This is a genomic window from Candidatus Sphingomonas phytovorans (assembly GCA_029202385.1).
Classification (GTDB): Bacteria; Pseudomonadota; Alphaproteobacteria; order Sphingomonadales; family Sphingomonadaceae; genus Sphingomonas; species Sphingomonas phytovorans.
Genome location: CP119314.1, coordinates 1,327,305 through 1,351,925 on the forward strand (window position 1 = coordinate 1,327,305; position 24,621 = coordinate 1,351,925).

Here is a 24,621-nt window from a genome sequence, read left to right on the forward strand (position 1 = left end):
GAGACGTGAAGGAGTGATATCATGACCCCAGCAGCCCGCGTCCAGGCGGCGATCGAACTCCTCGATTCGATCGTCGTCGCCGCCCGCGATTCAGGTGCCGCGGCCGACACGCTGATCGCGCGCTATTTCGCCGGGCGTCGCTATGCCGGCAGCAAGGACCGGCGTGCCGTGCGCGAACTGGTCTATGCCGCGATCCGCAAGCTCGGCGAACGCCCGGCCAATGGCCGTGTCGCCATGCTGGCGCTGGCGGAAAGCGATCCGGAGATTGCCGCGCTGTTCGCGGGTATCGGCCATGGTCCTGCTGCGATCGGTCCTGACGAGCAGGCAGCGGCGCCGGGGATCGCCCCAGGCTGGATTCTCGCCCTGCTGAAGCAATCTGGGCTTGAGGGGGAGGAGCTTCCCGCGCTGATCGACCGCGCGCCGCTCGATATCCGGCTGAACTGGCTCAAGGAGGCGCCCGGCCCGATCGAGGGGGCCGAGCCTATCCCGGGCCTGCCCGATGCACTACGCCTGCCATCGGGTACCAATATCGAAGCGCTCGCCGCCTATCAGGACGGCGCGATCGAGGTGCAAGACGCCGGCAGCCAGATCGTCACCCTCGCGGCAAAGGCTGCGCCGGGCATGCGCATCGTCGATCTCTGCGCCGGTGCGGGCGGCAAGACGCTCGCCCTCGCGGCGCTGATGGGCAATGAAGGCGCGCTGCTTGCGACCGATACCGACCGCGCGCGGCTTTCGCGCCTGACGCCTCGCGCGGCGCGCGCCGGCGTGGAGATTGTCGAGACCCGGCTGCTCGATCCGGGGCACGAAGCGGATATTCTGTCCGACTGGGCGGAGAGCGCCGACTGCGTCCTGATCGACGCGCCCTGTTCGGGCACCGGCACCTGGCGCCGCAATCCGGAAGCGCGGTGGCGGCTGACACCGGAGCGGATCGACCGGCTCACCCATACCCAACGCCATGTCCTGGAAACGGGTGCTGCGCTGGTGAAGCCCGGCGGCGCGCTGGTCTATATCGTCTGTTCGCTGCTTGATGAGGAAGGGACGAGCCAGATCGCCGCTTTCCTTGCCGGGCATCCCGAATGGCGTGCTGATCCGGTAGTGCTTCCGGCTGGTCGCCCCCATGGCGCAGGGGTTAGGCTCACGCCCGCGCATGACTCAACCGACGGGTTTTTTGTCGCAAGACTGCAACGTGCGTGCTAGCCAGAGGCATCGTGCCGAAGCTGGAGTTGATCATGCGTTATTCGTCCGTCGCCGCCGCTGCTGCGCTGACGCTTCTTGCGATCTCCACCTCGCTTCACGGCCAGCGCCCCGACGATCAGGTCGATCCGCGCTCGATGGCGCTGCTCGCCAAGGGCAAGGCGGCGCAGGCGGCCGGCAATCTCGACGGCGCCACCGATGCGCTCGAATCCGCGCTTGCGGTCGATCCGCGCAATCGTGCCGCCTTCGTATCGCTCGGCCAGGTCGCTGAAGAGCGTGGCCTGCCGGGCAAGGCGATCCGCCTCTACCGCGAGGCGCTGCTGCTCGAGCCCAATGACGTTTCGGCGCTGAAGGGGCAGGGCGAGGCACTCGTCGCCAAGGGTGCCGTCGCGCGCGCCAAGGACAATCTCGCCAAGATCCGCACTATCTGCGGCAAGGCAGGCTGCACCGACGCGACCGTGCTGGCGGCGACCATCGCCAAGGGCCCGCCGATCGCGACCGCTTCGGTCGAGATTCCGACGACCAAGCCTGCCGCGAAGGAATAAGGCGTCAAAGCCGGCGATGTAACGCTTAGCTGAGCACGCGCGCCAGCTCGACGAACTCGGCAACGCTGACCGTCTCCGCCCGACGGGTCGGCTCGATCCCCACCGTTTCCAGCGCGTCGAGCGCCCCATGAACCGATTTCAGGCTCTGGCGGAGCATCTTGCGCCGCTGGCCGAAGGCGGCAGCCGTCAGCCGTTCGAGCACGCCGAAGTCGACGCCCGGCGGCGCGTCGCCCGGGGTAATATGGACCACCGCCGACATCACCTTGGGCGCAGGCGTGAAGGCCGAGCGGTGCACCGGCATCGCCAGCTTCGCGCTGCTCCGCCACTGGGCGAGCACGGCGAGGCGGCCATAATGATCGTCGTCGGTCTTCGCGACGATCCGCTCGGCGACTTCCTTCTGGAACATCAGGGTCAGGCTTCGCCACCACGGCGCCCATTCGGCCGACAGCCAGCGCACCAGCAGCGCCGTACCGATATTATAGGGGAGGTTGGAGGCGATGTGCGGCTTGTTCTCGAACAGCGGCACGGCGTCGATCTCAAGGGCATCGCCCTCGATCACACGCAGCCGGCCCGGATAGAAGTCGCCGAGTTCGGCCAGCGCCGGAATGCAGCGCCGGTCGCGCTCGATCGCGGTCACCTTTGCCCCCGCGGCGAGCAGGGCGCGCGTCAGGCCACCCGGGCCCGGGCCGATTTCAAGCACCTCGGCATCGGCAAGGTCCCCCGGGATCCGGGCGATCCGCGCGAGCAACTGCGCATCGAGCAGGAAATTCTGCCCAAGCGCCTTGCTCGCGGCAAGGCCATGCCGTGCGATGACGTCACGGAGGGGAGGAAGGGTAGGGTTCACACTCCGGCGGCGGCGCGACGTTCGGCCGCGCTCGCCGCGAGCCTGATCGCCGCAATCGTCGCGCCGGGCTCAGCCCGGTCCTTCCCCGCGATACCAAAGGCGGTGCCATGGTCGGGCGAGGTACGCACGATCGGCAGGCCCAGCGTGATATTCACGCCTTCGTCGAAATGCAGCGTCTTCAATGGCACCAGCGCCTGATCGTGATAGCAGCAAATCGCCGCGTCATAGGTTGCCCGTGCCCGCTCGTGGAACATGGTGTCGGAAGCGAACGGCCCGGTCGCGTCGATCCCTTCCTCGCGGAGGATCTCAATCGCGGGGATAATGAAGTCGATTTCCTCCCGGCCGATCGCGCCGCCTTCGCCCGCATGCGGATTGAAGCCGGCAAAGGCCAGGCGCGGGATCAATATCCCGAAATTGCGGATCAGCCCACGCGCCGTCGCGCGCGCCTTGGCCACGATCAGATCGATCGACAGCAGCCCGGAAACACTCGCCAGCGGTACATGGGTGGTGACCGGCACCACGCGCAGGCTTGGGCCGGCGAGCATCATCACCGCATTCTCGCCGGCGATGCCGCACCGCTCGGCAACGAATTCGGTCTGGCCGGGATGCGTGAATCCGATCTGGTAGAGCTGGGCCTTGGAAACCGGCCCGGTCACCAGTGCGCGGGCAGTGCCCGACCGCGCCAGCCCCGCGGCGATTTCAAGCGCGTGCAGGGCGCAACGCGCGCCGTCGACATCGGGGATGCCGGGGGTGATCTCACCCCCGTCTTCGACGTTAAGCACCGGCAGCGCCGAGGCGAACACATCGTTCGCCTCGGCCGGGTCGAAGATCCGCTCGACCGGCCCGGCCCACACCGCGCTGATGGCGCGCACGTCACCGACCGCAAAGAAGGGCGCGAGTTGTTCCCGCTCGCGCGCGGCCCATGCCTTGGCGATCACTTCGGGGCCAACCCCGGCGGGATCGCCCATGGAGACCGCCAGTGGCGCGATCATCGCGAAAACGCTCCCTTAGCGATATTCGATCACGGCATCGCGGCGAAGATCGCGCAGCACGCCCTGTGCGCGCAGATTGACCCGCTGCTGTTCGATACGGCTCTGGACCTGGTCGGCCTGGGGCAGCGCGGCGGTCTGCGGATCGTCACGGCCGCACAGCACGAGGGTGCGAACGCCCTCGGTGGGCGATCCGAACCAGGGCGTGGCCTCGCCGATCTGCATCTTGAGCACCATTTCCTGAAGACGGGCTGGCAGGTCGCGAGCCTTCACCGAGGCATTGTCCACCACTTCGGCGTTCAGTTCGCCGGCCACTTTCGCCACATTGCCGCAGCCCTGCATGGCGTGAGTCACCTTTTCCAGCTGGGCGACACGCTCGCCGGCCGATGCCTGGGTCATGCCCGGGGGAAAGCGGACCGTCAGCTGCTTCAGGGTGAGCTGAGCGTCGCGCGCATCGGCCATCAGCACCTGCCGCTTGTCGACCAGATAGAGAATGGAGAAACCGCCCGGCACCTCGATCGGTCCGGCAACCTCGCCGACGCCCATTTTCTGGGCTGCCTCGGCCAGGCTCGGGGGCAGGTAGGTGAGCTGGCTGGTGCTGACCCAGTCAAGATCGCCCTGCGTGCTGCGCGTCGACGCATCGGAAAACTGAGTATAATATTCAAAGGGTTTGCCGCCCTTTTCGATATCCTGGATCATCTGGCGCATATTGTCGAAGACCTGCTGGGCGCGGTCAGGCCCCGCCGCGAGATAGATCTCCTTCAGATGATATTCGTTGCTGCCCTGCGCGGCCTTCAGGCGCTCGATGATGCCCTTGACCTCTTCCTCGCCGACATTGACGAACGGTTCCACCCGGCGGCGAAGATAACGGTTCCAGGCCAGATCGGCCTCGATCTGGCGCCGCAGCGAGCGGTCGGACGAGCCGACGCTGCGCAGATAGGCGCGCATATCGGCCTCCGACTTGCCGAACTGCTGCGACACGCGGGCGAAGCTCTGGTCGATCTCGTCCTTGGTCACGACGATCTCGTTGGTCCTCGCCTGCTGGATCTGCAGTGTCTCGTCGATCAGGCTGCGCAGCACCTGGAGCCGAAGCCGATCATGTTCCTCGGGGTTCAGCTTCAACTGGTTCGCCGCGACGATCAGGTTGATGCGCTGATCGACGTCGGTGCCGGTGATGACGGCTTCGTTGACGATCGCCGTCGCCTTGCGGATATTGGGATCGAGCTTTCCGAAGATCTGCATGTTCTCCGGGATATTGAGCCCGACGGTCGGCACACTGTTGTCGCTGACGGTCTGGGCCGGGAGGCCGCTGGTCACACCGACGATCGCCAGCAGACCTGCGCTCGCCATGCCGATCCTGCGCCCGATACCGGCCGTCTTGTTCTTCGAAATCATCACGTTTTCAAAATCCCATCCCGCGCCGTCGCAATCTGGCCTATTGTTCCACCATTGCTGAACCGGCGCTTAGCGGCCCAGATCGCTGTTCGATCGTCCTGAAGTGCAGTTTCCAACCCCAGCGTCTAGCGCCCCAGATTCTTGAACGCCAGCGAGAACAGGAAGCTGTTGCCGGCGCGGGCGTCGCCGGTGTCTTCGTAATTGCGCCGCCAGGTTAGCCCGAGGCGGAGACAATCATCCTCATAGGTGACACCAATGCGGTGGCGAACCGGAGAGAAGCCGTTGGATAGCGACAGCGGATCCTCGGCGCGGTCAGTAAGGTCGATCACGACCGACCCGAACGCCGACCAGAAGCGCGCGAACTGGATTCGACCGGCGACACGCGCTTCCTCGCGGTCCTGCAGGTCCTCCAGCGTCGTGCCGATATCGCGGTTGAGCCGGAGATAGCCGAGCAGCACATAGGTGCTGCGCGACCCGATCGTCGCGTCGATCTCGTTGCGACGCACCGCGAAGCTGTCCTTGTCGAGCCGGTAGCGATGCGTGATCGACACGAAATCGCGGAACCTCAATTCTGTCCGGCCAACGATATCGGACGTGCGGTCGCTCAGGCCGGTGCCTTGCGGGAAGAGGGAAGAGCGATTGTCGAGCCGATAGCTTTGCCCGACCGTCGTATTCATCGAGAAGCCCGGCAGGTCCACCGCCCAGTCGACGCCATAGGTGACCCGGCTCGAATCCTCGAACCGATCATACCCGGCGAAGCGGTTGAGCGCGAACAGGTTGGAATCCTCGAGATCCACGGCGCGCGAATCCTCGTTGGGGATGCCCAGATTCTCCGTCTTCGGCGCGGCGACGATCTGGAATCGCGGCGTCAGGCGCTGCGTGCCGCCCAGGAAGGATCCGATCAGGGGATATTTCACGTCGATCGCGAACGCCCCCATCGCCCGGGTCTGGAAACCCTCGTCGCCGCGATAGCTGGCGACCGTCGTCGCGAGCGTGTCGCTGGCATTGTACATGTCGCCGCGGACATAGGCGGTGAACGTCACCTCCTGTCCCCACGGCGTCAGCTTGCGCAAATCCCATTGCGCGCTGGCGAAGGCGCGCTGGGTATCCTGTCCCGCGGACCGGGTGATCGCCAGGGTATTGAGCTCGAATTCGAACTTGCCGCCGAGCAAGCCCTCGTTCACCCGCCGGCGATAGTCGATCTCGGGCAACGCGATCGGCTGAAGCCCCTGGCGGTCGTTGACGCGCAGCGTCTGCACGAACCAGCCGGCCGCCGAGAAATAGCTGTCGGCATCGATCCGCTCGACCTTCGCCGTGGTGCGCAGCCGATCATCGTTGGAGATGTCGTAGCGGCGCAGGAAGGTGCGGTCTGTGGTGAGACGCAGCGATCCACTGATGCTCCAGTTCGGATCGAGCTGATAGCGCGCCACGCCATCGAGATAGCCGCGGAACGCCTGCTCGGTGCTGGTCGGTGTCGTCGTCAGCAGGTCGTCGCTGCGGCGGCTCACCGTGGCATAGGCGCCAACCTTGAACGCCCCCTTCGAGCCCAGCGCGCTATAGTCCGCCTGGAGCATCGGCAGCACGGCGCTGTACACTCGCGGCGTAATCGTCAGGGCCCGATTCGGGCCGAATGCGAAGAAATAGGGCTGGGCGAACTCGAATCCGTTGACGCCATTGTAGCGGAACGTCGGGCTCAGCAGGCCGCTGTCGTTCTCGCCGCCGGCCGGATGCGAGAAATTGGGCAGCGGCAGGGTAGGCAGGCCGAACAGGTTGATCTGGGCGCTCTTGTAATAAATCCGGTTCTTGTCCGGCCGGTACACCACCCGCACGGCGGTGATCTTCCACGACGGCTCCTTAGGGCAGCCGGTCGAGGTCGTCACGGCGCAAGGCGTATAAGCGGCATCCTCCAGCGTCACCGTTTCGTCCAGCGCGCGGGTGCCGCGCCGCGCCGCGAGCCGCCCGCCGCGCTCTAGCACGACGAGCATGTTGTCGACCACGCCGTCCTTGAGCGAATCGGTCAGCTCGATCGAATCGCCATAGGCAGTGTCGCCACCCGGATTGACCACCACGATATTGCCGGTGGCGAAGACCTTGCCGGTCTTGCGGTTCCAGGTGACCTTGTCGGCGCGCAGCCGGTCTCCGCTGCGATACATGCGAACGTCGCCTGTCGCGATCACCGTGTCGCTATCGTTGAGATATTCGAGCTCGGCGGCGCTGAACTGCACCTGGTCGTCCGGCGGCTGCGTTTCGGCAGGCGGCGGCAGCGGCACGGCGGGAATCTGCAGGTCCTGCGCATGCGCGGCGGTGCTGAGCCACAGCGCGAAGGGAAGGGCGCAGGTCGCGAGAAGATCGGAACGCTTCACGTTGGAAAAAACACCTCCAAGCGCGCCGGATGCGGTCGCGATGATGCTGCCCTATCGCACCCGACGCCGCGCGCTGCAATCGTGGCGGTGCTTTGCCAGCGCGATGCGGGTGGCCTAGAGGGCTACGACTCAAACCAAGAAGACGAAAATCGAGGTTCCCATGCAGATCAGTTTCTCCACGACTCCTTCCGCCGCCGTGCTGGCGCTTCCCGTGGAGAAGGACGGTCTAGGCCGGCTGACGACGACCGCGCTCGATGCGGATGCGCTCGGCGTCGTGAAAGGAGCGGCCCGTGCGAGCCGCTTCGACGGAGAGACCGGCATCGTGGTCGAAACCTTTGTGCCGCACGCCGGCGGCGTTCGCCGGGTCCTGTTGCTGGGCATCGGCGCCGGCGGCGAAAGCGATTACGAACGGGCCGGCGGCGCGCTGACCGCGCGGCTTCTGACCTCCGGCGTCGAGGCGGTCGAGACCGATTTCGCCTCCGCCGGCGCGACCCCCAAGGCGGTTGCGCGGTTCGCGGGCGGCGCGGCGCAGCGCGCCTGGCGACTCGACATCTATCGTACCAAGCTACCCGAAAAGTCGAAGCCGACGCTGAAGTCGATCACCCTGCTCAACGCGCCCGAAGGGAGCGAGGCAGCCTGGGCCCCGCAAAAGGCGTTGACCGAGGGGCTGGAACTGACCCGCACGCTCGTGGCCGAGCCGCCGAACGTCATCTATCCCGAAAGCTTCGTCGCGCGGGTGCTGGCCGAAACCGAGGGTCTTGGCCTCGAAGTGACCGTACTCGGCGAGACCGAGATGGCGGAACTCGGCATGGGCGCCCTGCTTGGGGTCAGCCAGGGTTCGGCCCGCGACGCGCGGTTGCTCGCGCTCAAGTGGAACGGCGCAGGGGAGGGCGATCCGTCGCTGGCGCTGGTCGGCAAGGGCGTTACCTTCGACACCGGCGGCATCTCGCTCAAGCCCGGCGCGGGCATGGAGGACATGAAGTGGGACATGGGCGGCGCCGGGGCGGTCGTCGGCACCATGAAGGCACTTGCTTCGCGCAAGGCGAAAGCCAACGTCATCGGCGTGTGCGGGCTGGTCGAGAACATGCCCGACGGCAATGCCATCCGCCCGGGTGACGTGCTGACCTCGATGTCAGGCCAGACGATCGAAGTGCTCAACACCGACGCCGAGGGCCGGCTGGTGCTGTGCGACGCGATCACCTGGGTCCAGCGCACCCATCATCCCAAGACCATCGTCGATCTTGCCACGCTGACCGGCGCGATGATCATTAGCCTGGGTAACGAGCATGGCGGCTGTTTCTCGAACGACGATTCGCTGGCCGACCAGTTGCTCGCGGCGGGCAAGGCGTCGGGCGACCTGCTGTGGCGCTTCCCGCTGTCAGATGCCTACAACAAGCTGATCGACTCGCCGATCGCCGACATGAAGAATGTCGGCCCGCGCGGCGCCGGCTCGATCACTGCGGCGCAGTTCATCCAGCGCTATGTCGATACGGGCGTACGCTGGGCGCATCTCGACATCGCCGGCATGGTCTGGGCCGAGAAGCCCGGCGCGACCTGGGACAAGGGCGCGACCGGATATGGCGTTCGCCTGCTCGACCGGTTCGTGGCGGATAATTTCGAAGGGTAATTCGGCAGGTTTTCTGGAGGGTTTTGTCACGCGCGCCAACAGAAATGCTGTTGGAGCTTTCTATTAAATATCTGATTTAATAGAAAATATATTCTGGTTCATTTTCGGATGCTCCCGGACAGGTGTGACAAAATCCTCCAACTTTTGCCGAGTTTGGCGGACAGGAACCGATGCAGGTCGACTTTTATCATCTGACCGCGCAGCCGCTCGACCGAGTCCTGCCCCGTATCGCGGAACGGGTGGTTGAGACCGGCGCCCGGCTGCTGATCGTCGCGGAAAGCGCGGTACAGCGCATCTCGCTCGACAAGCTGCTCTGGACCTATGCGCCGGAGAGCTTCCTCGCCCATGGTCAGGCTGGCGGGAAGGGCGATACTCTCCAGCCGGTCCTCATCGCGAGCGCGTCGGAACCAGGCAATGGCGCGCGCAATATCGCGATCGCCGATGGCGTCTGGCGCGAGGAGGCGCTTCGTTTCGACCGCGCCTTCCATTTCTTCGACGGCGACCGGATCGCCGAGGCACGCCTTGCCTGGAAGGGCCTTGCCGACCGCCCCGGAATCGAACGCCGCTATTGGAAACAGGGCGAGAGCGGCAAATGGGAACAGGCGGCCTGAGCGCTCCCATCGGCCTTGCATCCCGGCCGGCTCCCGCCTAGGGGAGCCGCGACTTTTCCGCCCCACCAAAGACAGGAGCCCGTGACCGTCATGGCCGCGAACCGTACCTTCTCGATCATCAAGCCCGATGCCACCCGCCGCAACATCACCGGCGCCGTCACCAAGATGCTTGAAGAGGCCGGCCTGCGCGTCGTCGCCTCAAAGCGCATCCAGATGACCAAGGAACAGGCCGAGGGCTTTTACGGCGTTCACCGCGAGCGTCCCTTCTTCAACGACCTCGTTGCTTTCATGATCTCTGGCCCTGTCGTCGTTCAGGTGCTCGAGGGCGAGAACGCCGTTCAGCGCAACCGCGACATCATGGGCGCGACCAACCCGGCGAACGCCGATGCCGGCACGATCCGCAAGGAACTGGCCGAATCGATCGAGGCGAACTCGGTCCATGGTTCGGATTCGGACGAGAATGCCGCGATCGAGATCGCCTATTTCTTCAAGCCGGAAGAGCTGGTCGGCTGAGATGAGCTGGCGGGTGCGACAGGCCGGCGCAGCGGATGCCGCCGCGCTATCGCTTGTCGCATCCGCTACTTTCCTCGAAACCTTCGCCGGCCTGCTCGGCGGCGACGACATCGTCGCCCATTGCGCCGCGAACAATACGCCTGCAAAATTCACTGCCTGGGCGAAAGACCCGCTCGGTGCCGTGACGATCGCCGAAGTCGAGAACGGCCATGCGCCCGTCGGTTACGCCGTGCTCGTGGCGCCGGACCTGCCGGTCGAGCCGGGCCCGGCGGATATCGAGCTCAAGCGCATCTATACGCTCTCGCTGATGCACGGCACCGGCCTCGGCCCCGCCCTGATGGATGCGGCAGTCGAGCACGCCATCCGGCTCGGTCGAACGCGCATCCTGCTTGGCGTCTATGCCCGCAACCTGCGCGCCCATGCCTTCTACAAACGGCAGGGCTTCGAAAAGATCGGCGAGCGCAAGTTTCTCGTCGGCGACACCTTCCACGACGATCTGGTCTTCGCGCGGGATATCTGAACGCTTCTATCCCGCGGGCTTGGGCTTCTCCCGCGCCCACAACGCTTCCAGCCGCGCCGGCTGAGACGTCCGTTCCCGCAGCATGATTCCCTTCAGCCGCAACGCCCGGCCGCGCAGCAGGCGACCCTCGGTCCGCCAGACCACATCATAGATCGCGCTGTCGCTACGCTGCTTGTCGGCATCCCAATAACTGCTGGTGATCAGCACGGGCAGACGTCCCTCACGGACGTCCGCACCTTTGTCGGTTGCCTGCAGGATCGAATCGGCGAACCAGTCGGCCTCGATGCGCGGTTCGAGGATGCTCGACTGATTGCCGATCCCGAGAGCGGCGGGGAAGCGGACATCGATGCTCTGGATCGGATGGTTTTCATCCTTCAGCGCCAGCCGCGCGCCGCCATGTTCCGGTGCCGCGGTCAACAGCACAAGCGTACGCGCCTTGCTCTCGTTCGCCTTCTCGACCTGCTTTCCCTGTTCGTCGGCGCGGCGATCAGACCAGTTCATCCACAAGCTGAGCGCGGCGATCAACAGGCCGGCGACGCTGACGATTTCGGCCAGTGTAACCCAACGCCGTCGCGTCGCCGCTGCCTCGGCACGTTCGACCGCCTGCTGAACCGTGCTTTCGACAACGGGGTCGCGGCGGGGAGCCGCAGGGGGAACGGGATCCGGTTCGGCAAGAGGCGAGGGGGCCGGAATTTCGTCGCTCATCTTCCACCTGCCTCAAGCAATCTGCGCGGCGCCACCAGTTCCCAGCTCGTCGCGATGCGGTCGCCGACATGGTCCCAGTCAGTCTCGTCGGTGTCGAGCCGCAGGCCGATCCAGCCGGCATGGCCGATATAGGCCGGCACATAATAGAGATCGGGGTCCATCTCGACGAGCATGGCCTGCTCCTCGAGCCCGCTGGTCTTGACCTGCACGGCGGTGCGATCGTCGCCATGGTGGTTGTGCGAGAAAGAGGCGAAGACCTTGCCCTTCTCGATGAAGAAGGTCGGCGCGCCGTGCGAGATTTTCTCGACGGCGCAGGGCAGGGCCATGCAGATTTCGCGGACCTTGGCGAGAACGGGCTCGGGATCGGGACTCATCGCATCGCGAAGTCTGCCAGAACCTTCGGGTAAAGGCGATGCTCTTCGGCGAGCACGCGCGCCGAGAGGCTCTCGACGGTATCGGCCGGCAGGATCGGCACCTCCGCCTGCCCGAGCACCTCGCCGCCATCGAGTTCCTCGGTAACGATATGCACCGAGCAACCGGCAACCGCGTCGCCTGCCTCAATGGCACGCTGGTGCGTGTCGAGGCCCTTGTATCTGGGCAGCAGCGAGGGATGGATATTGATGATTCGCCCGCGCCAGCGCGCGACGAAATCATCGGAAAGCAGGCGCATGTAACCGGCTAGGGCGATGATCTCCACACCGGCATCGCGAAGTGCCGCGTCGATTGCGGCTTCATACTCGGCCTTCGGCATGCCCTTGGGCGATTGAGCGAAGGTCCTGAGGCCGGCGTCGCGCGCCCAGGCCAGGCCGGGCGCGTCCGGCTTGTCCGACGCTACGATGCCGATTTCATACGGGCTGGCTGGATCGTTCGCGGCTTCGACCAGCGACATCATGTTCGATCCGCGCCCCGAGATGAGGATACCGACCTTGCGCCTCATTGCGGCTCTCCCGCTTGCGGGAGGGGGTAGAGGGTACCGCCAACGACACCGCTCATGACAGGCCGGGAGCCTGCCCCCGGCCCCTCCCGCAAACGGGAGGGCAGAAGATTACGCCTCATGCGTCGCCGACCACGCCGCGCGGGCGCTCCATGCCTCGTCACTGCCGAAGACAGTGCATCCCCGTGCGCCAGCCTCGATCGTTCCAATCGCGAACACCGTCTCGCCCGCCGCTTCGAGCGCCTGCTTCACGCCATCGGCCTCTTCGGCGGCCACCACGGCAACCATCCCGATCCCGCAATTGAAGGTCCGCGCCATCTCTTCCGGCTCGATCGCCCCCTGGCCCTGCAGGAACCCCATCAGCCGCGGCTGTGGCCATGCATCGGCGTCGATTCGCGCGTGAACGCCTTCGTGCAGCACGCGCGGGACATTCTCCAGCAGTCCGCCGCCGGTGATATGCGCCAGCCCCTTGATCCGCTTTTCGGCAAGCAGGGGCAGCAGTGATTTCACATAGATGCGCGTCGGCGCCATCAGCGTGTCGATCAGCATCACGTCCTGGTCGAACAGGGCGGGACGATCGAGCTTCCAGCCCCGATCAGCCGCAAGCCGGCGCACCAGCGAGAAGCCGTTCGAATGCACGCCCGACGAGGCGAGGCCAAGCATCACGTTACCCGGCGCGATCGCAGCACCGGTCAGCACCCGGTCCCGCTCGACCGCACCGACGCAGAAGCCGGCGAGGTCGTAGTCGCCCTCGGCATACATGCCCGGCATTTCCGCTGTCTCGCCGCCGATCAGCGCGCAGCCTGCCTGCTTGCAGCCCTCGGCGATCGAGGCGACGACTCGTTCGGCAACTGCCGCGTCGAGCTTTCCGCTCGCATAATAATCCAGGAAGAACAGCGGTTCGGCACCCTGAACGATCAGGTCGTTGACGCACATCGCGACCAGATCGATCCCGACCCCGTCGTGACGGTTGTGGTCGATGGCTAGCTTCAGCTTGGTCCCAACGCCGTCATTCGCCGCGACCAGCAGGGGATCGACGAAGCCGGCCGCCTTGAGATCGAAGAAGCCGCCAAAGCCGCCGAGGTCGGCATCGGCGCCGGGCCGTCGGGTCGACCTGGCCAATGGCGCGATCGCGCGCACCAGCGCGTTGCCCGCGGCGATAGAGACGCCCGCCTGGGCGTATGTGTAAGGACCATTGTCCCGTTCAGTGTCGCTCATTCCGGTCGCCTAGCCATATCCTGCTTGGATTTCCACGTCTGCTTCGCCAAAAGGGCCCGCAATGAACTCCCGCCGCCTTGTCCGTCTGCTTCCGATCGCCCTGACGATCGCCGTCACCGGTGGAATCGTGCTGGCGCAGGATGAAGAAGGCAGCGGCCCAGCCGTGTCGGCCGGCGACGGTTCCGGCAGTTATGAAGTGAGCGGCGTCAACGTGGACGTGACCGGCAAGACCGCCGACGCGGCCCGCACCGGGGGCTGGCGCATTGCTCAGCGCAAGGGCTGGCAGATGCTGTCGCAGCGGCTCGGCGGGGACGGTAGCCTGGTCTCCGACGGCACGCTCGATTCGTTGGTATCCGGCATCGTCGTCGAGAATGAACAGATCGGCCCGAACCGCTATGTCGCCCGACTGGGCGTGCTGTTCAGCCGCGCCCGCGCCGGCGCCCTGTTGGGAGTCGCGGGGCGCACGATGCGCTCGGCCCCGATGCTCACCATCCCGATCGAATGGTCGGGCGGGGCAGGGCCTGCGTTCGAGCAGAAGACTCAGTGGCAGGAAGCATGGAACCGCTATCGCACCGGGAACAGTGCGATCGACTATGTGCGGCCGGCCGGTTCGGGGCCCGATTCGCTGCTGCTCAATGCCGGGCAGGTGGGCCGGCCGGGCCGGGCGTGGTGGCGGACGATCCTCGATCAATATGGCGCGTCCGATATCCTCGTCCCCATGGTCCGCCTTTCCCGCCAATGGCCGGGCGGCCCGATCATCGGCGTGTTCGAAGCACGCCACGGCCCGGACAACCACATCATCGCCCGCTTCACTCTGCGCGTGGGTAATGGCGACGCGTTGCCGGTGCTGCTCGATGCCGGTGTGAAGCGGATCGATGACGCCTATCAGGCGGCGCTTCGCAACGGCACGCTCCGCACCGACCCGACGCTTTCCTCGCGCCCGCCTGAGCCGACTCCGATCGTGGAAGAAGAAGCACCGGGTGAGAGCACGGTCGAAACCAACGACGCCGTCCAGATATCCGGCGGCGTTGCGATCAGTATCCAGGTCGATACCCCCGGCGCTGCGTCGGTATCGGCAACCGAGGCAGCACTTCGGAATATTCCGGGCGTGCGCTCGGCGCTCACCACCAGCCTTGCGCTCGGCGGCGTCTCGGTGATGCGAGTCAGCTTCGATGGCGATCCGGCCACGCTCAGGCCGCTGCTCGAAGCGCGCGGCTGGGCGGTCCAGGGCACGGGAACGACACTGCGTATCCGGCGAGCCGGCGCCCCTTCGCAGGGCGTGACCGCGCCGCCGGCGGAAAACGCGACCAGCGGATGAGCCAGATCGCGCTGCCATTTGATTGGCCGCCGGATCCGCGCGACGACGAGTTCCTCGTCAGCGACTCGAATGCGCGCGCCGTCCAGCTGCTTGAACGCTGGAGCACCTGGCCGGTGATGGCTGTCGTGCTCACCGGGCCGCGCAAGGCCGGCCGGAGTTTGCTCGCGCGGATCTTCGCCGCGAAGAGCGGCGGCGAGATCATCGACGATGCCGAACGCCAGAGCGAGACGGCGATCTTCCACGCCTGGAACCGGGCGCAGGAAAGCCGGCATCCGCTGGTCATCGTCGCCGATGCCGGGCCGCCCGAATGGACGATCAAATTGCCGGACCTTCGTTCACGCCTCACCGCCAGCCCGATCGCGCGAATCGGCCCGCCCGACGAGGCGCTGATGCAGGCATTGTTCGAGCGGCAGTTCCTGCGGCGCGGGCTCGATGCCCGTCCCGACCTGATCCAGTGGCTGATTCTTCGCGTCGAGCGAAGCCATGTCGCCCTCCTGCGCACCGTCGATGTGCTCGATCAGGCGGTCCTCGCTCGCCACAAACGCTTGTCGATTCCGCTCGCGCGCGCCACATTGGCTGAAGCGGGGCTGATTGCCGGTCGCGCACCCGAATTACCGATCGAGAACCTATGACACGGCCCGCCCATATCGTGCGTCTGGACGATGACGACGATCCGTTCGTCAGCGGCGAGGGTAGCGACCGCTACTTCAACCGCGAGCTTTCCTGGCTGGCTTTCAACCGGCGCGTGCTGGAAGAGGCATGCAATCCGGCGCATCCGCTGCTTGAGCGAGTCCGGTTCCTGTCCATTTCGGGCTCGAATCTCGACGAATTCTTCATGGTGCGAGTCGCGGGGCTGAAGGGGCAGCAGCTTCAGGACGTCGACCGCCTCTCGGTCGACGGCATGTCGTCGCGGCAGCAGCTCGCCGCGATCGTGGCGGAGGCCGACGAACTGGTCGAAAGCCAGCGCTCGGTCTGGCGCGATCTGCGCCATGAGCTTGCCGAAACCGGGATCGAGGTGCTCGGCTCGAAGACGATCGACGCGGCGGTCACGCCCGAGGAACTGGCCTGGCTCGAGACCCATTTCCGCGAGCAGATCTTCCCGATCCTGACACCCCAGGCGCTCGATCCGGCGCACCCGTTCCCGTTCATGCCCAACAAGGGGCTGGCGGTGATGTTCGATCTGGTCCGCCTCTCCGATAACGAGCCGATCCGCGAACTGGTCATGCTGCCGGCACCGATGGCGCGATTCGTCCGGCTTCCGGGCGAGAAGGCGCGCTATGTCGCGGTCGAATCGCTGGTGAAGCGCTTCTCGTCGCTGGTCTTCCCCGGATATCGCGTCGAGGGCGGCGCTGAGTTCCGCGTGCTGCGCGACAGCGATATCGAGATCGAGGAAGAGGCCGAGGATCTCGTCCGCTACTTCGCCAACGCGATCAAGCGGCGACGCCGTGGCCGCGTCATCCGTCTCGAGCTGGAAAGCGGCATGCCCGAGGGCCTGTCCAAGGCCCTGCGCGACGAGCTGGGCGGCGCCGACGCCTTCGTCACTGAAAGCGGCGCGTTCCTCGGCGTGGGCGATCTTGAGTCGATCGTCGACGAGGATCGGCCCGACCTCAAATTCCCGCCCTACAGCCCGCGTTTCCCGGAACGGATTCGCGAGTTCAACGGCGATTGTTTCGCGGCGATCCGCGCCAAGGACATCGTCGTCCATCACCCCTATGAGAGCTTCGACGTGGTGCTCGCCTTCCTGCGGCAGGCAGCGGGCGATCCCGATGTGGTGGCGATCAAGCAGACACTCTACCGCGCCGGCAAGCAGCCAGCCGTCATCAACGCGCTGATCAACGCGGCCGAAGCCGGCAAGTCGGTCACCGCGGTGGTCGAACTGAAGGCGCGCTTCGACGAGGAGCAGAACCTGCTCTGGGCCTCGGCGCTCGAACGGGCGGGCGTGCAGGTCGTCTATGGCTTCATGGAGTGGAAGACCCACGCCAAGGTCTCGATGGTCGTCCGGCGGGAAGCGGGGCAATTCCGCACCTATTGCCACTTCGGCACCGGCAATTATCATCCGGTCACGGCAAAAATCTATACCGATCTCAGCTTCTTCACGGCCGATCCTCGCATCGGTCGCGATGCCGCTCAGATGTTCAACTACGTCACCGGCTATGTCGAGCCGCACGACATGGCGCTGGTCAGCCTGTCGCCGCGTGACCTGCGTCCGCGGCTGATGAGCCTGATCGACAAAGAGATCGGATTTGCGAGAGCGGGCAAGCCCGGCGCGATCTGGGCCAAGATGAATTCGGTGGTCGATCCGGCTGTGATCGAGAAGCTATATGAGGCGAGTGCCGCCGGGGTGCGCATCGACCTCATCATCCGCGGCATCTGCTGCCTGAAGCCGGGCGTACCCGGTCTGTCCGAGAATATCCGGGTGAAATCAGTGATCGGCCGTTTCCTAGAGCACAGCCGCATCTGGGCGTTCGGCAACGGCAAGGCGCTGCCCAATGACGGCGCGAAGATCTTCATCTCCTCGGCCGACTGGATGCCGCGCAATTTCGACCGGCGGGTCGAATATATGCTGCCGATCGAGAATCCGACGGTGCATGACCAGATCCTCGACCAGGTCATGGTCGCCAACCTGATCGACAATGAGCAGAGCTGGGAGCTTCATGCCGACGGCAGCTATGTGCGGGCCGAACCTGGCGACCGGCCGTTCAACCTGCATCGCTATTTCATGACCAACCCATCGCTGTCCGGCCGGGGTGCCGCCTTGTCGGCCAGCGATGCCGTACCGAAACTTTCGCTGAACCGCAGGCGTTAAGGGGCGTGGCCACCGTTTTGTTCCGCAAGCCGAAAATGGAATCGGCTGTCGAGCCGCGCACCGGCATCATCGATATCGGCTCCAATTCGATTCGCCTCGTCGTCTATCAGGGGCCTGAACGGCTGCCGGCGATCCTGTTCAACGAGAAGGTGATGGCCGGCCTGGGCCGCGGCCTCGCCGAGACCGGCGCGATCGCCGAACCGGCGCTCGACATGGCGGCCGAGGCGCTTGCCCGCTTCGCCGCTGTCGCGCGCGAGATGGAGGTGACACGGCTGCGCACCGTCGCGACCGCCGCGGTGCGTGATGCCTCCAACGGGCATGTCCTGCTCGATACCGTCCGCGGGCTTGGTCTCAAGGTCGAGCTGCTCTCGGGCGAGCAGGAAGCCACCGCCGCGGGGCATGGCGTGCTGTCGGCCATTCCCGAGGCTGACGGCATCGTCGGCGACCTGGGGGGCGGCAGCCTCGAACTGGTCCGGGTCTCTGGCGGGCGGGTGCGCGATCGCGCGTCCTTCCCGCTCGGGGTCCTGCGCATCGGCGCGTTTCGGGCGAAGGGGCAGGGCGCGCTGGAGCGCCAGCTATTCAAGGCGCTGAAAGCCGCCGGCTGGCTCGGGCGCGGCGAGGGGCTGCCCTTTTATCTGGTCGGCGGATCATGGCGCGCCCTTGCGCGGCTCGACATGCACCTCAACAGCTATTCGCTGCCGGTGATCCACCAATATTCGATGACGCTGCCGGCAATCGCCCGCATGGGCCGCACGATCAGCCATGTGCCGAAAAGCTGGCTGCGCGCCATTCCGGGTCTCTCCTCCGGTCGGGCAACGACCCTTGGCGATGCGGCCGCGCTGCTCGCGGTATTGCTCAAGCACCTGCAGTCCGACACCACGATCGTCTCGGCCTTCGGCCTGCGCGAGGGCCTGCTCTACGGCGCGCTCGACGAGACCGTCCGCGCGCAGGATCCCCTGATCGTCGCCGCGCGTGATGAGGGACAGCGCCATGGGCGCTTCGCCGAGCATGGCGACCTGCTCGATCACTGGATCGCGCCCCTGTTCACTGGCGATTCGGCTGCCCAGGCGCGGCTGCGGCTCGCGGCGTGCCTGCTTGCCGATGTCGGCTGGCGCGCCAATCCCGAGTTCAGGGCCGAACGCGGCGTCGAGATCGCGCTGCACGGCAATTGGGTCGCGATCGACGCGCGCGGCCGCGCCATCGTCGCGCAAGCGCTGTTCACAAGCCTCGGCGGCGGCACAGAAATCCCGTCGCCGCTTCATCTGCTGGCGCCGGCCGACGACCTCAGACGGGCGATCACCTGGGGGCTGTCCATGCGACTGGGGCAGCGGCTGAGCGGCGGGCTTGCCGGACCGCTACGCCGGTCCCGCCTGACTGACGACGGCGAGATCGTGACTCTCCACGTCACGCCCGACGACCTGGCGCTTTACGGCGAGGCGGTCGAGCGCCGCCACGCGGCGCTGTGCAGCGCGCTCGGCAGGAAACCGATCGTTACCGCCTAGGCGCGCGGGACCGTCAGCCGCAATGGACGCCGGTGACGACGTCCTTCTCGTCGAGATCGACGTTCAGCCGGTCGATACGATAGTCCATCGTCACCGCCATGCCCGGCCGGATCACGCGGACGGTCTTCGATCCCGAAGCGATTCGCGCCTTCTCGACGGCATCCGCCGAATAGGCCTTGCCGATGATGGCATTGGCCGCATTGGCGTTGCACGCACTCTCGGTTGCGGGCTTTTCCGCTGGCGGAACGGGTGCGCAGGCCGTCAGCGCGGCCAGGATCAGCATGATTCTCACGACGTCACCTCCTCGGTCCGGGTCATTTTCAGCTTGCTGTTGACCACCGCGAAGGCAAGCCGTCCCTCGACAAGGTCGAGTGCATCGCGGCCGAACTGGTCGAAGCGCCAGCCCTCCAGGATCGACAGATTGTCGCGTTGGCCGGCGGCGAGCGCCTCAAGATCCTCGCTGCGCGCCAGCAGCCGCGCGGCGACGTCGATTTCCTTGGAACGGATCTTGAGCAGCAGCTTGAGCAGGTCGGCGACGAGCGCGCCGTCCTTGCCCAGGCCCGGCTTGCGATCGTCGCGCGCCGGCATCTCGTCGACGCTCATCGGTTCCGCGGCATCGAGCGCGGCCATCAGCCGTGCGCCGATATCGTTTCCGGCCCAGGTCGCGGAAAGACCGCGCACCTTGGCGAGATCGGCCTGCTTGCGCGGCGCATGGCCGGCCAGGTCGGCCAGCGTCTCGTCCTTGACGATCCGGCCGCGCGGCAGGTCCTTGCTCCGCGCCTCGAGCTCGCGCCACCGTGCCAGCGCCTTGAGCCGGCCGAGCACATCGGCCTTGCGCCCGGCGATTCGCACGCGCTTCCACGCCTCTTCGGGGTCATTGGCATAGTTTTTCGGATCACCCAGTCGCTCCATTTCCTGGTCGAGCCACGCGCCGCGCCCGGTCCGGCGGAGGCGATCGAGCATCTTGGGGAAGATCTTCGCGAGATGGGTGACGTCGCCGATCGCATATTCGATCTGCCGCGAATCGAGCGGGCGCCGGCTCCAGTCAGTGAAGCGTGCGCCCTTGTCGACCTGGATGCCCAGATAGGCGTCGACCAGGTTGGAATAGCCGACCTGCTCGCCTTGCCCGAGCGCCATCGCCGCGATCTGGGTGTCGAACAGCGGGTGAGGGGTCTTGCCGGTCAGGTTGTAGATGATCTCGAGGTCCTGCCCGCCGGCATGGAAGACCTTCAGCACATCCTCGTTCTTCACCATCAGGTCGAGCAGCGGGGTCATGTCGAGCCCCGGTGCCATCGGGTCGATCGCCGCCGCCTCGTTCACATCGGCGATCTGGATCAGGCAGAGTTCCGGCCAGAAAGTGTTCTCGCGCATGAACTCGGTATCGACGCAGACGAAGTCGGCCTGGCCGAGTCGGGTGCAGAGATTGGCGAGGGTTGCGCTGTCGGTGATCAGGGGATGGATATGCATCGCAACGCCATAGACATGTGTCGCCGCCTTGACAAAGCGGCGTATGACGGGGAAGCGCGGCGCTTCGCGTAACTGCCGAACATTTTGAACGAGAAGACGATCATGCACGCCTATCGCACCCATAATTGCGCCGAACTGCGTCCCGAACATGTCGGGCAGGAAGTCCGCGTGTCAGGCTGGGTCCACAAGAAGCGCGACCATGGCGATCTCGTGTTCGTCGATCTGCGCGACCATTATGGCATCACGCAGATCGTCACCGACGTCAGCGGCCCCGTGTTCGCGGTCATCGAGTCGCTGCGCAACGAGTCGGTCGTGACGATCACCGGCACCGTCGTCGCCCGCGCGGCGGAGGCGCTGAACCCGAACCTCGCGACCGGCGCGATCGAGGTCCGCGCCGACGCGGCCGTCGTCCAGTCAGTCGCGCACGACCTGCCGATGCCGGTCGCCAGCGAGAATGAATATCCGGAGGAGATCCGCCTCCGCTATCGCTTCCTCGACCTGCGGCGTGAGCGGCTTCACGCCAACATCATGCTCCGCTCCAAGGTCATCACCTCGCTGCGCCAGCGCATGATCGGCCAGGGCTTCACCGAGTTCCAGACGCCGATCCTGACCGCGTCGAGCCCCGAGGGCGCGCGCGACTATCTGGTGCCGAGCCGCGTGCATCCGGGCAAGTTCTACGCGCTCCCGCAGGCGCCGCAGATGTTCAAGCAGCTGCTGATGGTCGCTGGCTTCGACCGCTATTTCCAGATCGCGCCCTGTTTCCGCGACGAGGATGCGCGCGCCGACCGCAGCCCGGGGGAATTCTACCAGCTCGATTTCGAGATGAGCTATGTCACCCAGGACGATGTGTTCGCTGCGATCGAGCCGGTGCTGCACGGCGTGTTCGAGGAATTCGCCGACTGGCAGGGCAAGGGCCGCACCGTCTCCGCGCTCCCGTTCAAGCGAATCCCGTACCGCGAATCGATGCTCAAATACGGCAACGACAAGCCCGACCTGCGCAACCCGATCCTGATCTCCGACGTGTCTGAGCTGTTCAAGGGCTCGGGCTTCGGCCGCTTCGCCTCGATCGTCGAGGGCGGCGACGTCGTGCGCGCCATCCCAGCGCCTGGCACCGCGGACAAGAGCCGCAAATTCTTCGACGACATGAACGCCTGGGCGCAGAGCGAAGGCTTTGCCGGTCTCGGCTATGCGACTCGCAAGGCCGGCGTGTTCGGCGGTCCGATCGCCAACAACCATGGCGAAGAGGGCATGGCGAAGATCGCCGATGCGCTCGGACTCGGTCCGGATGACGGCGTGTTCTTCGCCGCGGGCAAGGAAGGGCAGGCGGCGAAGCTTGCTGGCCTGGCGCGCACCCGCGTCGCCGAGCAGCTCGGCCTGATCGACCAGAACCGCTTCGAATTCTGCTGGATCGTCGATTTCCCGATGTTCGAATATGACGAGGACGCGAAGAAGGTCGATTTCAGCCACAACCCCTTCTCGATGCCGCAGGGCGAGATGGAAGCGCTGGAGACGAAGGACCCGCTCGATATCCTCGCCTATCAGTACGACATCGTCTGCAACGGCGTGGAATTGTCGTCGGGCGCGATCCGGAACCACAAGCCGGAGATCATGTACAAGGCGTTCGAGATCGCCGGCTACACCCGCGCCGATGTCGACAGCAATTTCGCCGGCATGATCAACGCGTTCAAGTGCGGCGCCCCGCCGCATGGCGGCTCGGCGCCGGGTGTGGATCGTATCGTGATGCTGCTTGCCGACGAGCCGAACATCCGCGAGGTCATCGTCTTCCCGATGACGCAGAAGGCCGAGGACCTGATGATGGGGGCGCCCAACTTCGCCACGCCGAAGCAGCTGCGCGAACTCAACATCCGGACGGTCGAAGTGCAGGCGGCAAAGCCGGCGGTCGAGGCGGTACGGCCGGAATAGTCTTTTCGGCCTCAGTCGGTCTGGGCGAGCCAGTCCTCGCGGGCGTGCCGTATTCTGATGATGAGGATGCCGCCCTGATCCGCGCAGTAGATGATGAGATGGGATTTATAGGGGTGGGCGCGAACCGGCCTCGCCATTTCCGCGCGAAGACGGGCCGCCTGCGGATAGTCCGCAAGGAACCGAAAGGTTGATTCCAGGCCGTCGCTATAGCTTTCGGCTTGGACGGGACCGAACATATCCACCCCGGCGAGATAGATCGCGACCATGTCGTCAGCCGCAGCGCGCGTCAGTCGATAGCGTGTAGCCACCTTATCGGCTCAGGCCTGCCTGTCGCCTGGCGCGCGCACGGATATCCTGCATCGATTCGTCGCTGATGCCGCTGGCTAGCCCCTCATCGACGAGAGCCTGCATATTCGCGATCTTGTCGGCACGCTCCTGTTCGCGGCGGACCAGGTCGCGCACGAAGTCACTGACATTGCTGTAACGCCCGCTGCGAGCCTGCTCCTCGATCCAATGCTTCATCGGATCGGGAAGTGAAATGTTCATCGTCGCCATGCACTGTCTCCAGTCCGTGGAATGACAAATATTGGCAAAGTTTGTCAAGGTCGTGGATTATCGTTGATCCCGGCGTCGCTCTGGTCACAGGATGATGACATGACGATCAACCTCTCCGATTACGAAGCCGGCAAGAAATATGACGGCGACTATGACGACGACCTGGCGAAGCTGCAGGAACGGCTGGCGCACATCCAGGTCGCGCATATCGTCCACAAGCGGCGCGCGCTGATCCTGCTCGAAGGCTGGGACGCGGCGGGAAAAGGGGGCATCGTCCAGCGCCTCACCTCCGAATGGGATCCGCGCAATTTCCAGGTCTGGCCGATCAAGGCCCCGACGCTTGACGAGCTGGGCCATCATTTCCTCTGGCGCTTCTGGAAGAAACTCCCCGCCAACGGCAATATCGCGGTGTTCGATCGCAGCTGGTACGGTCGCGTGCTGGTCGAGCGGGTGGAAGGCTTCGCCAAGGAAGCCGAATGGCGGCGCGGCTATGACGAGATCAACGAATTCGAAGCGCAGCAGGGCGATTCGGGCACGACGATCATCAAGCTGTTCGTCCATGTGACCCAGGAGGAGCAGGACGAGCGGCTCAAGGCCCGGCTCGAACATCCTTGGAAGCGCTGGAAGACCGGCGCGGAGGACTATCGCAACCGCGACAAGCGCAGCGAGTATCTCGATGCGATGGCGGAGATGTTCCGCCGTACCGACACGCGCTGGGCGCCCTGGCACGCGATCGACGGCAACAACAAGAAGGCAGCCCGCATCGCCGCGCTCACCGTGATCGCCAAACGGCTCGAAGCCTCGGTGCCGATGGACGCCCCGCCGCTCGACCCCGAGGTAGAAAAACTGGCGCGCAAGGCATTGGGGATGAAATAGGGTCCCACCGCCTGGCGCCCTCCCGAAACGGCCTCGGGGCTGCGCTTACGCAGCCCCGAAGTGGCCGAGTTCGTCCATCACGTGCAGTTTCCCGTCGGCGATAGCGAAATAGGCGCCGTGCAGCCTGAGCGTCCCGGCGTTTTCGCGCTCCGGAATGCATGGGAAGGTTCGCAGGTTTCGAAGGCTCACCCTGACCGTCTCAAGCTCCATTTCGCGCACGGCCGTCGGCCCAACGCCATATTCAGCCACGATCCGGTCCCGTGCCTCGTCGAGCATGTCGACCCAGTGCGCGATGAACCCGCCGGCGCCTGGCGCCCGACCGGCGAACCGCCTGGATAGCGCTGCCTCGACGCCACCGCACGACCCATGGCCCATCACCACGATGTCGGAGACCTCGAGCTGAGTCACCGCGAATTCAAGCGCGGCCGAAACGCCGTGGCGACTGCCGTCTAATTCGAACGGCGGCACCAGATTGGCGATATTGCGAACGACGAAGATTTCCCCCGGTGACGTATCGAAGATCTGGGCCGGGTCGACTCGGCTGTCCGAACAGGCGATCACCATCACGCGCGGATTCTGGCCAGAGCCCAACTCCACCCAGCGTCCCCGCTGGCGCGCCCAGTCATGGGCGCGGAAACGCCGATACCCGTCAAGCAAATCAAGATAACCGCTCATTGAACCTCCGATCGCTCCCGGGCTGCCGCGCGACTCCGGAC

25 protein-coding genes are annotated in these 24,621 nt (G+C 65.6%); 12 read left to right on the forward strand and 13 right to left on the reverse strand.

The window, feature by feature from the left end; translation table 11 throughout:
- The first annotated feature begins 21 nt into the window (after positions 1-21).
- Together P0Y59_06015 and P0Y59_06020 are read left to right on the forward strand one after the other, a co-directional pair.
- On the forward strand, positions 22-1,197 hold the full coding sequence (locus P0Y59_06015) for an RsmB/NOP family class I SAM-dependent RNA methyltransferase (protein WEK01242.1): 1,176 nt from the start codon (positions 22-24) through the stop codon (positions 1,195-1,197).
- 32 nt (positions 1,198-1,229) lie between these two features.
- Positions 1,230-1,739, forward strand: a complete 510-nt coding sequence (locus tag P0Y59_06020) for a tetratricopeptide repeat protein (GenBank protein ID WEK01243.1) — start codon at positions 1,230-1,232, stop codon at positions 1,737-1,739.
- A gap of 25 nt (positions 1,740-1,764) precedes the next feature.
- Here P0Y59_06020 and rsmA read toward each other — a convergent pair whose 3' ends face one another.
- The 4 genes from rsmA to lptD form a co-directional block, all read right to left on the reverse strand.
- A complete protein-coding gene (gene rsmA, locus P0Y59_06025; GenBank protein WEK01244.1) occupies positions 1,765-2,583 on the reverse strand; it encodes a 16S rRNA (adenine(1518)-N(6)/adenine(1519)-N(6))-dimethyltransferase RsmA in 819 nt (272 codons plus the stop codon).
- Positions 2,580-3,575, reverse strand: coding sequence for a 4-hydroxythreonine-4-phosphate dehydrogenase PdxA (gene pdxA / locus P0Y59_06030; protein ID WEK01245.1), 996 nt, complete (start codon positions 3,573-3,575; stop codon positions 2,580-2,582). The genes rsmA and pdxA overlap by 4 nt, the downstream gene beginning before the upstream one ends.
- 15 nt (positions 3,576-3,590) lie before the next feature.
- Positions 3,591-4,967, reverse strand: a complete 1,377-nt coding sequence (locus P0Y59_06035) for a SurA N-terminal domain-containing protein (protein ID WEK01246.1) — start codon at positions 4,965-4,967, stop codon at positions 3,591-3,593.
- 125 nt (positions 4,968-5,092) lie between these two features.
- Entirely contained in the window at positions 5,093-7,330 is a 2,238-nt protein-coding gene (gene lptD, locus P0Y59_06040; GenBank protein WEK01247.1) for an LPS assembly protein LptD, read from the reverse strand.
- Between the two features lie 160 nt (positions 7,331-7,490).
- Between lptD and P0Y59_06045 the strand changes: the two genes are divergently transcribed.
- From P0Y59_06045 to P0Y59_06060, 4 genes are all read left to right on the forward strand, one after another.
- A complete protein-coding gene (locus P0Y59_06045) occupies positions 7,491-8,957 on the forward strand; it encodes a leucyl aminopeptidase (GenBank protein WEK01248.1) in 1,467 nt (488 codons plus the stop codon).
- 170 nt (positions 8,958-9,127) lie between these two features.
- On the forward strand, positions 9,128-9,568 hold the full coding sequence (locus P0Y59_06050) for a DNA polymerase III subunit chi (protein ID WEK01249.1): 441 nt from the start codon (positions 9,128-9,130) through the stop codon (positions 9,566-9,568).
- Positions 9,569-9,658: 90 nt separating this feature from the next.
- Positions 9,659-10,081, forward strand: coding sequence for a nucleoside-diphosphate kinase (gene ndk / locus P0Y59_06055; GenBank protein WEK01250.1), 423 nt, complete (start codon positions 9,659-9,661; stop codon positions 10,079-10,081).
- A gap of 1 nt (position 10,082) precedes the next feature.
- Positions 10,083-10,601, forward strand: coding sequence for a GNAT family N-acetyltransferase (locus tag P0Y59_06060; protein WEK01251.1), 519 nt, complete (start codon positions 10,083-10,085; stop codon positions 10,599-10,601).
- Between the two features lie 6 nt (positions 10,602-10,607).
- Here the strand turns inward: P0Y59_06060 and P0Y59_06065 are convergent, their stop codons facing one another.
- From P0Y59_06065 to purM, 4 genes are all read right to left on the reverse strand, one after another.
- Positions 10,608-11,306, reverse strand: coding sequence for a hypothetical protein (locus tag P0Y59_06065; protein ID WEK01252.1), 699 nt, complete (start codon positions 11,304-11,306; stop codon positions 10,608-10,610).
- Entirely contained in the window at positions 11,303-11,680 is a 378-nt protein-coding gene (locus P0Y59_06070; protein ID WEK01253.1) for an MmcQ/YjbR family DNA-binding protein, read from the reverse strand. Before P0Y59_06070 ends, P0Y59_06065 begins: the two co-directional genes overlap by 4 nt.
- Positions 11,677-12,243 carry a phosphoribosylglycinamide formyltransferase gene (gene purN / locus P0Y59_06075; GenBank protein ID WEK01254.1) on the reverse strand — a complete coding sequence of 189 codons (567 nt, stop codon included), beginning with the start codon at positions 12,241-12,243 and terminating at the stop codon, positions 11,677-11,679. Before purN ends, P0Y59_06070 begins: the two co-directional genes overlap by 4 nt.
- A 108-nt stretch (positions 12,244-12,351) precedes the next feature.
- Positions 12,352-13,458, reverse strand: a complete 1,107-nt coding sequence (gene purM, locus P0Y59_06080; protein ID WEK01255.1) for a phosphoribosylformylglycinamidine cyclo-ligase — start codon at positions 13,456-13,458, stop codon at positions 12,352-12,354.
- A gap of 61 nt (positions 13,459-13,519) precedes the next feature.
- Between purM and P0Y59_06085 the strand changes: the two genes are divergently transcribed.
- Genes P0Y59_06085 through P0Y59_06100 form a run of 4 tightly spaced genes read left to right on the forward strand, consistent with a single transcriptional unit; the run spans position 13,520 to position 19,084 of the window.
- Complete coding sequence (locus tag P0Y59_06085; GenBank protein WEK01256.1) at positions 13,520-14,776, forward strand: heavy-metal-associated domain-containing protein; 1,257 nt, start codon at positions 13,520-13,522, stop codon at positions 14,774-14,776.
- Positions 14,773-15,408 (forward strand): DnaA/Hda family protein, encoded by a 636-nt coding sequence (locus P0Y59_06090; GenBank protein WEK01257.1) that lies wholly within the window; start codon positions 14,773-14,775, stop codon positions 15,406-15,408. Before P0Y59_06085 ends, P0Y59_06090 begins: the two co-directional genes overlap by 4 nt.
- Positions 15,405-17,582: an RNA degradosome polyphosphate kinase gene (locus tag P0Y59_06095; protein ID WEK01258.1), complete on the forward strand. Its 2,178-nt coding sequence runs from the start codon at positions 15,405-15,407 to the stop codon at positions 17,580-17,582. Before P0Y59_06090 ends, P0Y59_06095 begins: the two co-directional genes overlap by 4 nt.
- A gap of 35 nt (positions 17,583-17,617) precedes the next feature.
- A complete protein-coding gene (locus P0Y59_06100; protein ID WEK02507.1) occupies positions 17,618-19,084 on the forward strand; it encodes a Ppx/GppA family phosphatase in 1,467 nt (488 codons plus the stop codon).
- 13 nt (positions 19,085-19,097) lie between these two features.
- Here P0Y59_06100 and P0Y59_06105 read toward each other — a convergent pair whose 3' ends face one another.
- A complete protein-coding gene (locus tag P0Y59_06105; GenBank protein ID WEK02508.1) occupies positions 19,098-19,367 on the reverse strand; it encodes an I78 family peptidase inhibitor in 270 nt (89 codons plus the stop codon).
- 5 nt (positions 19,368-19,372) lie between these two features.
- On the reverse strand, positions 19,373-20,551 hold the full coding sequence (rnd, locus tag P0Y59_06110; GenBank protein WEK01259.1) for a ribonuclease D: 1,179 nt from the start codon (positions 20,549-20,551) through the stop codon (positions 19,373-19,375).
- A 102-nt stretch (positions 20,552-20,653) separates the two neighbouring features.
- Here rnd and aspS point away from each other — a divergent pair, with 102 nt between their 5' ends.
- Positions 20,654-22,474, forward strand: coding sequence for an aspartate--tRNA ligase (gene aspS / locus P0Y59_06115; protein ID WEK02509.1), 1,821 nt, complete (start codon positions 20,654-20,656; stop codon positions 22,472-22,474).
- 11 nt (positions 22,475-22,485) lie between these two features.
- Here aspS and P0Y59_06120 read toward each other — a convergent pair whose 3' ends face one another.
- Positions 22,486-22,782, reverse strand: coding sequence for a type II toxin-antitoxin system RelE/ParE family toxin (locus tag P0Y59_06120; GenBank protein ID WEK01260.1), 297 nt, complete (start codon positions 22,780-22,782; stop codon positions 22,486-22,488).
- A 1-nt stretch (position 22,783) separates the two neighbouring features.
- A complete protein-coding gene (locus P0Y59_06125) occupies positions 22,784-23,029 on the reverse strand; it encodes a type II toxin-antitoxin system ParD family antitoxin (protein WEK01261.1) in 246 nt (81 codons plus the stop codon).
- A gap of 99 nt (positions 23,030-23,128) precedes the next feature.
- Between P0Y59_06125 and P0Y59_06130 the strand changes: the two genes are divergently transcribed.
- Positions 23,129-23,905, forward strand: a complete 777-nt coding sequence (locus tag P0Y59_06130) for a polyphosphate kinase (protein ID WEK01262.1) — start codon at positions 23,129-23,131, stop codon at positions 23,903-23,905.
- Positions 23,906-23,950: 45 nt separating this feature from the next.
- On the opposite strand, the gene P0Y59_06135 is transcribed toward P0Y59_06130, so the two are convergent.
- A complete protein-coding gene (locus tag P0Y59_06135) occupies positions 23,951-24,580 on the reverse strand; it encodes a carbonic anhydrase (GenBank protein ID WEK01263.1) in 630 nt (209 codons plus the stop codon).
- Positions 24,581-24,621 lie beyond the last annotated feature (41 nt).